The sequence below is a fragment of the Bacteroides gallinarum DSM 18171 = JCM 13658 genome (assembly GCF_000374365.1).
GTDB lineage: Bacteria > Bacteroidota > Bacteroidia > Bacteroidales > Bacteroidaceae > Bacteroides > Bacteroides gallinarum.
In genome coordinates, this window is the sequence record NZ_KB894127.1 from 71878 (window position 1) to 85377 (window position 13500).

Consider the following 13500-nt stretch of genomic DNA (forward strand, 5'->3'; position numbering starts at 1 on the left):
CATACTGGATTGAAGTGCTTCGTTACATACGGTTCTTTGCATCTTGCCCGGCTCCCGTACCTTTATATTTGCTCTTTGCCGCATTGAACTTATAACGTACGGTAAGGCTGAATGAGCGGGTGTCGCTCCACGAAAGGTCTTTCATCTGGGCGCTTTCCATATAGAGAAGCGCTTCCTGCTTACCGCCCAGGAGCAAGTCATTGGCGCGTGCTTCGATACTGAGGGCGTCGTTCAGGAAAGACTTACGTAAGCCTATGTTCAACGTGTATTGCGGACGTTTAAGGTTGATGTTCTGCACCTGTCCGCAACTTTGGAAGCTGAAATCGGCCGAGAGCAGGAAGCCGGCAGGCAGGGTGAAACTGTTGTTCAATGAACCTATGAAAAGCGGATTGTTATACGTTCTTCGTTGGCCGGCGGCATCCAACGAAAACCATTGCTTCATAAGTACCGCACTGGCATTGAGGTTCCACAGGCCAATGGTAGGCGAAGCGGCAAGATATACCGTGAGATTTGGCAGACGGTCGTGGTTGGTGTAGTTGATTAATGTCGTGGCCGATTGGCCTTCTACCTGTGTTCCCCAATAGAGGATATAGTCGTGAGTGACTTTATAGCTGACCATAGCCTGGAAAAAACGCCAGACACCCATAGCGGTAATGTCGTGTGTGATACTTGGTTTCAGGAGCGGATTTCCTGTTTGCCATGTGAATCGGTTGGCGTAGGTAATGTTGTTTCTCAATTGGCTGTAGTTGGGGCGTTGTGTCTTGGCTGCATAGCTTAGCTGGAGTTGCACTTTTCCGAATTGTGCGTTCATGGATGCGTTCGGAAAGAAATTGTCATATACCCGGCTTTGTCCGGAGATAAGTGTTTCGTCCTCGTAGTAGTCGAAGTCCACATGTTCGTATCGTACGCCGACGCTTGCCTGGCCGAATGGTAAAGGGCGGCTGTATTGTACGAATCCTGCAAGGTTCTGTTCACGGATGCGGGTATATGTCGTGGGCACATAAGCTTCCGGGTTGATATAATCGTCGTGCCGGTCTGTGTAGGTGTACTCTCCTCCCACAGAGAAACTGCCACCCCACAAAGGATGCGTATACGAGGCTTTGGTGGCGGCAAGTTTGTTGTCCACAGGGTTCTCGGAGGTCACGGTACGGTCGTCGTGGTCTTGGCTATCCTCTGTGTTTCGGGTATATTGCGTATAGGTATTGCTATAATAGTCGGCATCCCACGACAGTTCGCCTTTACCAATCTGTCCGGCATAATAGACATTGAGCTGATGTTCGGGGCAGGCCTTTGCTTCGGCAACGCTGGTGCTGTGCAAAATGTCATAGGGCAATCCGTCAGCATGGACTTCACTGTCAAAAGTGCTGGTCATAGCGTTATACAGGGTTTTACTCAAATCGTAGCGTGCACCGATAGAATGGCGTTCATTAAAGTCGTAATTGAATCCGATACGTCCGCCGATTTCGCGAGAGGTATTGTCTGAACGTTGATAGTTGCTTTGCGTCCATAGAGTATCGGTAAAGGTGGTCTGTTCCAACAAATCTTCCTGTCTGTTTGTTGTTTTGTCAAAACGAATCATACCGAATATATCGAGGCCGTTATGCCGGTAGTTCATGTCAGCCTGTTCCACAAAATCGGCATTCTGCGACTGGTCGTACGAACTGCGTATGTTTAAGCCGAATCCATCGCCCTGCCGCTTAATGGTACGGATACGTACTACTGCTCCTACTGTGGCGTCATACCCGGCACCAGGGTTACGAATAACCTCGACACTGTTGATATCTTCGGATGAAAGCTGGTCTAACTCGGCAGCATCACGCATTTTCCGTCCGTTGATATAGATAAGCGGTGCTCCTTTGCCCATTACTTCGAAGCCGTCGGTCTTTTTCTGTATGCCGGGAATACGCGCCAAGACGTCTTCGGCACTTCCTGCCTTACTCAACACACTGTTCTCCACGTTTGTTACCATGGCATCTCCCTTTATGCGGGTAACTGGTAAATTGGCTTTTACAACTACTTCGCCTATCATCTGTGAGTCTAATGTCAGTTGCACAGTTCCCATATCGGCAGGCTGTATAGGCTTATAGACTGTATTATAACCGAGGTAAGAAATGCAGACTACTTGGTTTTGTGCAGTAGCGGCAAGGCTGAACGTACCGTCTTCGGCACTGATAGTCCCGCAGACATAAGCCGAGTCCGGTAGTGACAGTAACACTACATTGGCATAGGGTAGCGGCTGATTGTTTTCATCCACTAATTTTCCGTTCACGGTTTGTGCCGATAGTCCAATCGGCAAAAGACTACTTATAAGAAGTACAAGCAAAAATATTTTATTTCTTTTCATAATATGATTATTTTAGTTTTCTGCTGCAAAATTCTTTAGTTGGCGGGATTTTTCCACTACTCTACAGGGTAGTTCTGATGTGGAAGCTATAATTTTCAATCCGGTTGCCTCAATCGTCGGACTATTCCCGGTCTTCGATTTAGTGCGCCAATCATTTTCTGAAATTGGAAAATGCCCTTGGACAAAAAATAATTGTTACCTTTGTTGCGTTCAGCTTAAAGTATATAAGTACGGATTATAAAGAAATAAGCATGTAAACACTTGGCTGTCAATGTGTGAATTGAAACATGTATATTTGCCCTTATGGAAAAAGAGAAAGTAGCACGATACATTGACCGGGAACGGCTTTTTATGCCGGCAGACAAAGTGCTTGTTGCCTTGAGCGGCGGTGCGGATTCCGTAGCGCTGTTGTGCCTGCTGCAAGCATTGGGCTACGATTGCGAGGCTGCACACTGTAATTTCCACCTCCGGGGCGAAGAATCCGACCGGGATGAGGCGTTCGTCCGCCGGTTGTGCGCGGAGCGGAAAGTACCGCTGCATATCGTCCATTTTGACACCCGGCGTGTGGCCGGAGAAAAACACATCTCCATTGAAATGGCGGCGCGTGAGTTGCGTTACGAATGGTTCGGGAAGGTGCGGGAGGAGAGCGGCGCCGGTGTCGTTGCCGTGGCGCATCACCGGGACGATAGTGTGGAAACATTTCTGCTGAATCTGATTCGCGGAGCGGGAATAAACGGGCTACGGGGGATACGTCCCAGGAACGGGTATATCGTGCGTCCTTTGCTCTGCCTCGACCGTAAGGAAATTACCGGTTACCTGGAGCGTATCGGGCAGGATTATGTAACGGACAGCACCAATTTGCAGGACGAATATACCCGCAATAAGATACGTCTGGACTTGCTGCCGATGATGCAGGCAATCAACCCTTCCGTCAAAGAGAGCATTCTCGCCGCCGCTGCACACCTGGAAGATGCCTCCGCTATATATAAGAAAGGTATAGAAGAAGGCATAAAACGGGTACGGACGGCTCAGGGTATATGTATCGACGCTTTGATGCGGGAGCCTGCCCCTAAAACTCTGTTGTTCGAAATTTTGTATCCGCTCGGTTTCAATGCCGCCCGGATAGAGGATATATACCGGGCTTTGGAGGGGCAGCCGGGAAAAGTCTTTTCTTCGGAAAAGTGGTGCGTGGTGAAAGACCGCGGGTATTTGTTGGTTGAAGCCCGCCGGAAGGCGGTGCAACCCGTACTGACAATGGAGGAGCATGCCCTTACCCCGGATTTTGTCATTCCCCGTGATAAAGCGACAGCCTGCTTCGATGCGGACAAGCTGTTGCATCCGCTCTCGTTACGGCTTTGGCGGCAAGGCGACTCCTTTGTCCCTTTCGGCATGAAAGGCAGAAAAAAGGTAAGCGATTATATGACCGACCGGAAGTTCTCCCTTTTGCGCAAGGAGCGGCAGTGGGTGCTGTGCTGCGGCGAGGACATCATCTGGCTGGTGGGAGAGAGGGCGGACGACAGGTTCCGCGTAGACGGAAATACCCGGAAAGTATTGGTGGTGAAAACGGAAGGATAGGATAGCGGGCGGTCTTTGTGCGTGCACCGAATGATAAAACGGGCGCGGATTGCAGGGCAATTGTAGTTTGTTTTCCGTGTATAACCTGTGCAGTCCGCGCCCGGTACTTATGCGCTTGGAATGATTTCATTTATGCCGCCGGGCGGGATTATAGGATAATCTTGTCTTCCTTCTGCCTCTTGAAGCAGTCGGAGAGCAGGGCGGCGAACGGTGTATCGAATATACGCGCTTTCTGGGGGCATCCCTTTACGCAGGCGCAGCAACGGATGCACTTTTCGGCAACGGTATTGCATTCGTCGCCTTTTTCGATAGCTCCTGCCGGACAATGGAGCACGCAGTACCCGCAATGGTTGCAGAGCGTTGCGTCCGTTTCCGGAACACGGGGCATGGGTACGCCGCTTTTGCGTAACTTCACTACTTTCCGCAGGAAACGGAATAGGGGAAGGAAGGGCTGGCGGGGGCGCTGGATGCGCCTGACATCTACTGCATATAAGGTGTCCTTACCGGTAGCTGCTTCGATTTTAGCCCGTATCTTGGTGCCGAAGGCTTCCGCAAACTGCAGGTCGTCTGTATCCGGCCGCCCTGCCGCTATGGGGTTACGTTCCGTGCTGTACGAGTGCTCGCCCACGAACGTAGCTCCTGCGATAACCTTGAACCCTCTTTCCGAAACGAAGGCGTCTAACTCCGCCAGTGCCTTTTCGTAGGCGCGGTTGCCGTAAACTACGGCCAGTACTGCCGGGGCGCCAGAGGTGCGTAGGTCTTTCATGCGTTCCAGTGCCAGGGGCGCCACTCTGCCGCCGTACACGGGAACTGCAATCACTGTCAGGGTGTTTTCCGGGATTTCCGGTTCGCCGGCCGGGTGCAGGGTCAAATCCGTTTGTGTAATCTCGGAAAGTCCTGTGCCGCGAACAATTGCCTCGCCCACTTGTTTAGAGGTATGGGTAGGCGAAAAAGTAATCAAACGAACTGCGTATATATTCATAAATCAATTTATCGGTGATAATAAGGCAAAGATAAACTTTTAAAATTAAAAAAAAGACGATTTATTTATGAAACCAAAAATAATTATTACCTTTGTGCCGTTGAAACATTCTGTAACTCCTTGCTGAGGTGAGGATTGTTAGCCAGATTTCCGGTTCAATACTAAATATCCCTATTAAATCATAATTTACAAGGTAGACTTACCGAATTAAGTAAAAACCATTCACACATATACTGTATGTATAATATTATTCAATTAAACGACAAAAATTTGTCGGAATTGCAAGCTATTGCCCAAGAATTGGGTATCAAAAAAACGGATTCTCTTAAAAAAGAAGAACTTGTTTACAAGATACTCGATGAGCAGGCCATTGCGGGAGCAACCAAGAAAGTGGCAGCCGACAAATTAAAGGAAGAACGCAAGGGGGACAAACAAAAACGTTCTCGCGTAACGGTCAAGAAGGAAACGGCCGACAAGGTGTTCACCGCCAATAAGAACGGCGACCTTACGAAAGCGAAAACGGAAGAAGCACCTGCTGCCCCGGCAGCCGAGGCAACCAAGAAGGAAACGGCCGCCGCAGCTCCGGCAGCGGAACCCGCCGCTCCCAAACGCAAACCGGGACGTCCCCGCAAAGTAAAACAAGAAGCGGCTCCTGCTGCGGAAGCTCCTAAGGCTGTGCAGGAAGAGGTGAAAGCGGAACCTGCCGAACCGGAAAAGGTCGCTGCGCTTCCCCTGGAAATCCCCGAAGAGAGTCCCGTATTGCCGGAAATGGAAGATGACTTTATCCCTATCGAAGACCTTCCTACCGAAAAAGTGGAATTGCCGTCGGAGCTTATCGGTAAATTCGAAGCTACCAAAGCGGAAGTTCCCGTTCCTGCGGAGCAGCCCCAACGTCCCCGCCTTCGCTCTCGCGACAACAACTCTTCCTACAACAATAATCGTAACAACAATAATAATAACCAGCGTCCTGCCCAGCCCCAGCAGCGCCCCGCGCAGCAGCAGAACGGCAACGAGAATTATGCCGCTCCCGAACGCAAACCGGTGGCAGAACGCGAGAAGGTGTATGAGTTCGACGATATACTGACCGGAACCGGCGTGCTGGAAATCATGCAGGACGGTTACGGTTTCCTGCGTTCGTCCGACTACAATTACCTTTCTTCTCCCGACGATATTTACGTTTCGCAATCCCAAATCAAGCTGTTCGGCCTGAAAACCGGCGATGTGGTGGAGGGCGTCATCCGTCCGCCCAAGGAAGGCGAAAAATACTTCCCGCTGGTGAAGGTGTCCAAGATTAACGGACGCGACCCGGCTTTCGTGCGCGACCGTGTGCCGTTCGAGCATCTTACCCCGCTTTTTCCCGAGGAGAAGTTCAAGCTTTGCAAGGGCGGTTATTCCGATTCCTTGTCGGCACGTGTGGTAGACCTTTTCGCTCCTATCGGCAAAGGCCAGCGTGCATTGATTGTGGCACAGCCCAAAACCGGTAAGACTATTCTGATGAAGGACATCGCCAATGCCATTGCCGCCAATCACCCGGAAGTTTATATGATAATGCTGCTGATTGACGAGCGCCCGGAAGAAGTTACCGACATGGCGCGTACCGTGAATGCGGAGGTTATCGCCTCTACTTTCGACGAACCGGCGGAACGCCACGTGAAGATTGCAGGCATTGTCCTGGAAAAAGCCAAGAGAATGGTAGAGTGCGGACATGACGTCGTTATCTTCCTCGACTCCATAACCCGCCTGGCACGTGCTTATAATACGGTTTCCCCGGCTTCCGGCAAGGTGCTTTCCGGCGGTGTGGACGCTAATGCGCTGCACAAGCCGAAACGTTTCTTCGGCGCAGCCCGTAATATCGAGGGTGGCGGTTCGCTGACTATTCTTGCAACGGCGCTAATCGATACCGGTTCCAAAATGGACGAAGTTATCTTCGAGGAATTCAAGGGAACGGGTAACATGGAGTTGCAGCTCGACCGCAACCTGTCCAACAAGCGTGTGTTCCCGGCTGTCAATATCGTTGCTTCCAGTACGCGCCGCGACGACTTGTTGCAGGATAAGCAGACGCTCGACCGTATGTGGATTCTCCGCAAATACCTTGCCGACATGAACCCGATAGAAGCAATGGATTTTGTAAAGGACCGTCTGGAGAAAACCAAGGACAACGACGAGTTCCTGATGAGCATGAACAGCTAAAACGGTTCGGCAGTTACGGATAGCGTATGGTGGGGAGGTGCGCCTGTACCCCCGATAAGAGCAAATTGTAATTTAGTAATTGTAAGATTGTAAGATAGTATGTTCGATAATTTAAGCGAAAGACTCGAGAGGTCGTTTAAAATACTGAAAGGTGAGGGCAAAATCACCGAGATTAATGTGGCGGAAACGCTGAAAGATGTGCGTAAAGCGCTTCTGGATGCCGACGTAAACTATAAGGTTGCCAAGAATTTTACCGATACCGTTAAGGAAAAGGCGCTGGGACAGAATGTGCTGACAGCGGTGAAGCCCAGCCAGTTAATGGTAAAAATCGTACACGATGAACTGACCCGGCTCATGGGCGGCAAAACGGCGGAAATCAATATCGATTCCAAGCCGGCTGTTATTTTGATGTCCGGTTTGCAGGGGTCCGGTAAGACGACTTTCTCCGGCAAGCTGGCACGTATGCTGAAAACCAAGAAGAACCGGAAACCTTTGCTGGTGGCATGCGATGTGTACCGTCCTGCCGCTATCGAGCAGTTGCGCGTACTGGCGGAGCAGATTGAAGTGCCCATGTACTCGGAACCGGACAGCAAAGACCCGGTGGCTATTGCGCAGAATGCCATACAAGAGGCGAAGGCAAAAGGATACGACCTCGTCATAGTGGATACTGCCGGCCGCCTGGCGGTAGACGAGGAGATGATGAACGAGATTGCCGCAATCAAGTCTGCTATCGACCCGAATGAAATATTGTTCGTGGTGGATTCCATGACCGGACAGGATGCGGTGAATACGGCGAAAGAATTCAATGAGCGCCTGGACTTCGACGGTGTAGTATTGACGAAGCTGGACGGCGATACCCGCGGCGGTGCTGCGCTTTCTATCCGTTCCGTGGTCAACAAACCTATCAAGTTCGTGGGTACGGGCGAAAAGCTGGATGCTATCGACCAGTTCCACCCTGCCCGTATGGCAGACCGTATTCTCGGTATGGGCGATATCGTGTCGTTGGTGGAGCGTGCGCAGGAGCAGTACGACGAGGAGGAGGCCAAGCGCCTGCAAAAGAAGATTGCGAAGAACCAGTTCGACTTCAACGACTTCCTGAGCCAGATTGCACAAATCAAGAAAATGGGTAACCTGAAAGAACTTGCCTCCATGATACCGGGGGTAGGTAAGGCGATTAAGGATATCGACATCGACGACAATGCTTTCAAGAGCATCGAGGCGATTATCTACTCCATGACTCCGGAGGAACGCAGCAATCCGGCTATCCTGAACGGTTCGCGCCGCCAGCGTATTGCCAAGGGTAGCGGTACGAACATCCAGGAGGTGAACCGCTTGCTGAAACAGTTCGACCAGACCCGTAAAATGATGAAAATGGTAACAGGCAGCAAAATGGGCAAGATGATGCCGAAGCTGAAGAGATAAGGAAAAGGAAATTTCCTGCATGAAAATCCCGCTGACTCCATATAATGAATGAAGTCGGCGGGATTTTTGCTTTATTCGGTTATTTACTCTACTTTTGCAGATAATGCTGTACGGATAATAACTAATACGATATAATTTGAATATGACATTGATTGACGGAAAAGCGATTTCCGAACAGGTAAAACAGGAAATTGCGGCAGAAGTAGCTGAGATAGCGGCACGCGGCGGAAAACGCCCGCACCTGGCAGCTATCCTCGTAGGACACGACGGCGGCAGCGAGACTTATGTGGCGGCTAAGGTAAAGGCTTGTGAAGTATGCGGTTTCAAGTCTTCACTTATCCGTTATGAGTCCGATGTTACGGAAGAAGAACTTTTGGCAAAGGTACGCGAACTGAATGAAGATGCGGATGTGAACGGTTTTATCGTCCAGTTGCCTCTGCCGAAGCATATCTCGGAACAGAAGGTTATCGAGACAATCGACTATCGGAAGGATGTGGACGGTTTCCATCCGATTAATGTGGGACGTATGTCGATAGGGTTGCCTTGTTATGTTTCCGCGACTCCCAACGGCATTCTCGAGCTGTTGAAGAGATACCGAATAGAGACTTCCGGAAAGAAGTGCGTGGTATTGGGACGCAGCAACATCGTAGGCAAGCCTATGGCAGCCCTTATGATGCAGAAGGCTTACCCCGGCGATGCCACGGTAACCGTTTGCCACAGCCGCAGTAAGGATTTGGTAAAGGAGTGCCGGGAAGCGGACATCATCATCGCGGCTTTGGGACAACCCAACTTCGTTAAGGCGGACATGGTGAAGGAAGGGGCTGTCGTTATAGATGTGGGTACTACGCGTGTACCGGATGCCACCAAGAAATCCGGTTTCAAGTTGACCGGCGATGTCAAGTTCGACGAGGTTGCCCCGAAGTGTTCGTTCATCACGCCTGTACCCGGCGGTGTAGGTCCGATGACAATCGTTTCTTTAATGAAGAATACGCTGTTGGCAGGCAAGAAAGCTATTTACCGGTAAATAGGGGCGATGAAAGCGCTCGTTGCCTTTATCCTTTTATTGTATGGCGTAACCCTTTCCGCACAGGAAAGGATTACGCTATTATTTGCAGGAGACCTGATGCAGCATCAGGCGCAGATAAATGCCGCCCGTACTCCTGACGGAAACTACGATTATTCTCCTTGTTTCTCTCTTGTGAAAGAGCAAATATCCCGCGCCGATATTGCCGTTGGCAATCTTGAGGTGACCCTCGGAGGAGAGCCTTATCGGGGGTATCCCGCTTTCAGCGCTCCCGACGAATATCTGCAAGCTATCAAGGATGCCGGATTCGATGTGCTGCTCACAGCGAACAATCATTGTCTGGACCGTGGTAAGAAAGGGCTGGAACGGACTATCGCCCGAATGGATTCGCTTTCCATACCCCATGCGGGCACTTACCGGAACATGGAGGAGCGAAGGCAGCGTTATCCTCTCTTTATCAGGAAAAAAGGCTTTTGTATCGCCATACTCAACTATACTTATGGTACTAACGGACTTAAGGCGGCTTCGCCCAATATCGTCAATTACATCGACAAGGAAACTATCCTCGAAGATATCCGTAGTGCCCGTGCCGCACAGCCGGATGCCATTATAGCCTGCATGCATTGGGGAGAGGAGTATCACTCGCTTCCCGACCGCGGACAGCGCGAGCTGGCCGACTGGTTGTTGGAGCAGGGGGTAACCCATATCATCGGGGCGCATCCGCATGTAATTCAGCCTATGGAGTTGCGTGAGGCCGGCAACCGGCAGCATATCGTCGTTTATTCCTTAGGAAATTTCATTTCCAATATGAGCGCTACAAATACGGACGGCGGTCTTATCTTTACCCTGGAGCTCGAGAAATATCCTCTTCCCCAACCGGTTCACCCGTTGCGGGGTAATCTGAGTTATTCGCCGTCTCTCGAGCCTTTTACTCTTTCTTTTCCGTTCTCACGTGTCGTCCGGTGCGGATATACCTTAGTGTGGACTGCCCGCCCTGCTCTTACCGGAAAGAAAAATTATATTTTATATCCTTCTTACTCACCTGTTGACAGTTTGCCGCAGCCTGCCCGTAAACGCTTGAATATCTTTATGGAAAACTCGCGGAAACTCCTGCAACAGCATAATAAGGGAATTTTCGAGAGTGATAAATAGCTGTTTTTTCGTGAAAATAATTATCGAAATATTTGCAATATCAAAGATTATCCCTATCTTTGCACCGCATTTGAGAAATGCAATAACATGGTGACTGTAGTTCAGTTGGTTAGAGCGTCAGATTGTGGTTCTGAATGTCGAGGGTTCGAGTCCCTTCAGTCACCCCAAGAAAGAGGAATATCAGTAATGATTTTCCTCTTTTTTGTTGCATAAAGGTGGATTAGGGGTCAGTTTGAAAACTTGGGATATTTAGTTAAAATGCTTATTTTTGCTTCACGAAAGTGAAATGCACAGTTTCCGTTTCTTTCATAGAGTTGTTAAAGGTTTAGTTTGGGGCTTTTGGGAGATTTAAGCCGGTTTCTTTGGCGGTGGGAAGCGTATTTATAAATAATTGAAAAAGCGAAGAAGATGAAACGATTCGGATTATGGATACTCGGGCTGCTGGCTTTGTGCAGTACAGCGGGTATGGCACAGGAAGCAGTGGCGGACAGTACCGGTTATATTGTAAAGGAAGGACAGGTAGCGCCCGATTTTACCGTGACGCTGACAGACGGCAAAACCGTTAAACTTTCCGATTTCCGCGGTAAGGTAGTGATGCTGCAATTTACCGCAAGCTGGTGTGGTGTGTGCCGGAAAGAAATGCCTTTTATAGAAAAGGATATCTGGCAGAGGCATAAGTCCAATCCGGATTTCGTGCTGATAGGCATCGACCGCGACGAGCCTTTGGATAAGGTTATTGCATTCGGTAAGGCTACCGATATCACCTATCCTTTGGGGTTAGACCCGGGAGCCGATATTTTTGCCAAATATGCATTGCGCCAGGCGGGTATTACCCGTAATGTCCTGATTGATAAAGAAGGCCGCATCGTGATGCTTACCCGCCTTTACAATCCGGAGGAATTTGCTTCGCTGGTTAAGAAAATCGACGGGCTTCTGGAGTGATTTCCTTATCAGAAAGAAAAACTCGTTCCGGCATGTAACGACATCATCACGTCTTTTCCCTGCACATTATCCTGCATCAGCAATTCCTTGCCGTAAACGCGGATTTTAGGTTCGAGGAACACGTTGAAGCGGCTGCTCACTCGGTAGGCTGCCTGCAACCCCGCTTCTCCGCCGATAAAGAAGCGGTTCTCTTGTTTCAGCCTCATGGATGCCACTACCCCGGCAAATAACTGTATGTCGTATTTGCGCTCCGGGTCATAACCCGCCATTAGATTGGTAAGATTGAGCATGTAGTCGAGGCTTCCGCTTGCCATGTCGTATTTTTGCGCCCCTTCTTTCAGGTCTGCGGAGAAAGGTCCGAAGTCAGCCCCTAAACGAAGGGATGACAACGGGGTGAAAACACGTCCTACCGCTATCATCGCCTGGTAGTCGAAGTAACGTTTCAAGGCATAGCGTTTTACCTGGATAGGTGTGGCAAAGCCTACCGCTCCGCTTACGAAGAAGGAAGGTTTGAATAATTCCCGGTTCAAGGAACGTTCCAGCCGTTTTTCGAGATTGGCACGGCTCACTTCAATACCTATATTCAAGTTGAAAAGATTGTCGGTATATTTTCTAGCTACATACCGGTCTTCGTACTTTTCGCTGGTTTTCATGGAGTACGAGGCCATAGTGGTACGCGGCTCGATGAAGAATGCGATGTTGTCGGATACGGCATATTTAAATTGCACGCCGCCCGTAAATCCGGTATAACCGCCTTTGGCAGGGTAATATCCGTTTTCTTTCCTGATATACCCGAGCTCGCCACCGGCAAGCAGGTTGATGCTGAAAGGGGCATCGAGGTTATGCCCGTTAAAGAAATACATCATATTCAGCATCCCCTCCAGGCGTCCGCCCACATAGCTGGACATTTCATAGAATTCTTCTTGCGGAGCGGTTTCCGTGGCGGCAATTACTTTTTTGTGCCACGTGTCGCCCGAGGTAAAGGCGGATAGGCGCAGGCCGAATGCAGGCAGCAGCCATTTGCCTGCCGACAGGCTGAAATGCGGACCGATAGAATTTGTCGCGCCTATTTCATCGGTTAGTCTGGAAGCCTGGAGCTGTCCTCCGGCAGCGAAGCTGATAAAGGTATTGTCCCAGAAACTGTCTCCTTCGAGGATGCGTACTTTTCCGAAGGGAGCCCATGCTTTGAAACGGTAGTTGATACCGAGCGTCGCCCCGTAAGTGACATCGTATTTGTGCCAGTTCTTTTGGTATGAATGGTCTATGCCGTCGGTCAGGATAGAGGCGCGGGGTTCCAGGTAGAAATCTACGTGAGGGGTAGGGTGGAGTTTCAGTTGCAGGCCTAAGTGCAGCTCCCCCGCATGCTCCGCTTTGCCGAGCAGCGAGGAATATTGGTAACCGATACCCGCAACGGTAGAAACTTCGAAAAGACGCCCCGGATTGTATCCGCTGGTATAGGAAGTGATGTTCAGCAGGTAATCGGCTTGTACTCCGAAACGAACCAGCCTTTCATTGTCTATTCTTCTCGAAAAGGTTCCGCCCAGCAGGGACATACGCAGCGAGTGGGAAGGAGATAACAGGATACCCGCTGCGATACCGCCGACAGGACCGGTGCTGAAGTCGGCGTTTCCCCGGGGAAGAATCTTATCCATTCCCCCGAATAAAGATATGTAGATATTCTTTTTCCATGCACTGTCGAAGGGTACGGCGTCCGGATGCCGGTAACGCTTGGAAAGCGCCTCCCTCGTGGCGTCGAAGTAGGTTTGCGTGCTGTCTTTCTGCTGTCCGCGGACGTGGGTTGCCGCACCTGCCAATACAAGTAATACAGAAACGGTATATTGTTTGAGTGTATGTTTCATATAAACGAAC

The 13500-nt window shown here is 50.2% G+C and carries 9 protein-coding genes and 1 tRNA gene; 7 read left to right on the top strand and 3 right to left on the bottom strand.

What is annotated here, in order from left to right; genetic code table 11:
* Positions 1 to 22: 22 nt before the first annotated feature.
* Positions 23 to 2344, bottom strand: a complete 2322-nt coding sequence (locus C233_RS0109175; protein WP_025068819.1) for a TonB-dependent receptor domain-containing protein — start codon at positions 2342 to 2344, stop codon at positions 23 to 25.
* A 303-nt stretch (positions 2345 to 2647) separates the two neighbouring features.
* Between C233_RS0109175 and tilS the strand changes: the two genes are divergently transcribed.
* A complete protein-coding gene (tilS, locus tag C233_RS0109180; RefSeq protein ID WP_018667307.1) occupies positions 2648 to 3919 on the top strand; it encodes a tRNA lysidine(34) synthetase TilS in 1272 nt (423 codons plus the stop codon).
* A gap of 148 nt (positions 3920 to 4067) precedes the next feature.
* Here the strand turns inward: tilS and C233_RS0109185 are convergent, their stop codons facing one another.
* Entirely contained in the window at positions 4068 to 4901 is an 834-nt protein-coding gene (locus C233_RS0109185) for a 4Fe-4S binding protein (protein WP_018667308.1), read from the bottom strand.
* Positions 4902 to 5138: 237 nt separating this feature from the next.
* Between C233_RS0109185 and rho the strand changes: the two genes are divergently transcribed.
* The 6 genes from rho (at position 5139) to C233_RS0109215 (ending at position 11631) form a co-directional block, all read left to right on the top strand.
* A complete protein-coding gene (gene rho / locus C233_RS0109190; RefSeq protein WP_018667309.1) occupies positions 5139 to 7091 on the top strand; it encodes a transcription termination factor Rho in 1953 nt (650 codons plus the stop codon).
* 99 nt (positions 7092 to 7190) lie between these two features.
* Entirely contained in the window at positions 7191 to 8513 is a 1323-nt protein-coding gene (gene ffh / locus C233_RS0109195) for a signal recognition particle protein (RefSeq protein ID WP_018667310.1), read from the top strand.
* A gap of 142 nt (positions 8514 to 8655) precedes the next feature.
* Positions 8656 to 9537: a bifunctional methylenetetrahydrofolate dehydrogenase/methenyltetrahydrofolate cyclohydrolase FolD gene (gene folD, locus C233_RS0109200; protein ID WP_018667311.1), complete on the top strand. Its 882-nt coding sequence runs from the start codon at positions 8656 to 8658 to the stop codon at positions 9535 to 9537.
* A gap of 9 nt (positions 9538 to 9546) precedes the next feature.
* Complete coding sequence (locus tag C233_RS0109205) at positions 9547 to 10689, top strand: CapA family protein (protein WP_018667312.1); 1143 nt, start codon at positions 9547 to 9549, stop codon at positions 10687 to 10689.
* A 90-nt stretch (positions 10690 to 10779) separates the two neighbouring features.
* A tRNA-His gene (locus C233_RS0109210) sits at positions 10780 to 10856 on the top strand.
* 241 nt (positions 10857 to 11097) lie between these two features.
* Positions 11098 to 11631, top strand: coding sequence for a TlpA family protein disulfide reductase (locus C233_RS0109215; protein ID WP_018667313.1), 534 nt, complete (start codon positions 11098 to 11100; stop codon positions 11629 to 11631).
* Positions 11632 to 11639: 8 nt separating this feature from the next.
* On the opposite strand, the gene C233_RS0109220 is transcribed toward C233_RS0109215, so the two are convergent.
* Entirely contained in the window at positions 11640 to 13490 is a 1851-nt protein-coding gene (locus C233_RS0109220) for a hypothetical protein (RefSeq protein ID WP_018667314.1), read from the bottom strand.
* Between the last annotated feature and the right edge of the window lie 10 nt (positions 13491 to 13500).

Coding starts and splice junctions, on each gene's coding strand:
- tilS (WP_018667307.1), top strand. CDS start 2,648: ATGGAAAAAGAGAAAGTAGCACGATACATTGACCGGGAACGGCTTTTT.
- C233_RS0109220 (WP_018667314.1), bottom strand. CDS start 13,490: ATGAAACATACACTCAAACAATATACCGTTTCTGTATTACTTGTATTG.
- rho (WP_018667309.1), top strand. CDS start 5,139: ATGTATAATATTATTCAATTAAACGACAAAAATTTGTCGGAATTGCAA.
- C233_RS0109205 (WP_018667312.1), top strand. CDS start 9,547: ATGAAAGCGCTCGTTGCCTTTATCCTTTTATTGTATGGCGTAACCCTT.
- folD (WP_018667311.1), top strand. CDS start 8,656: ATGACATTGATTGACGGAAAAGCGATTTCCGAACAGGTAAAACAGGAA.
- ffh (WP_018667310.1), top strand. CDS start 7,191: ATGTTCGATAATTTAAGCGAAAGACTCGAGAGGTCGTTTAAAATACTG.
- C233_RS0109215 (WP_018667313.1), top strand. CDS start 11,098: ATGAAACGATTCGGATTATGGATACTCGGGCTGCTGGCTTTGTGCAGT.
- C233_RS0109185 (WP_018667308.1), bottom strand. CDS start 4,901: ATGAATATATACGCAGTTCGTTTGATTACTTTTTCGCCTACCCATACC.
- C233_RS0109175 (WP_025068819.1), bottom strand. CDS start 2,344: ATGAAAAGAAATAAAATATTTTTGCTTGTACTTCTTATAAGTAGTCTT.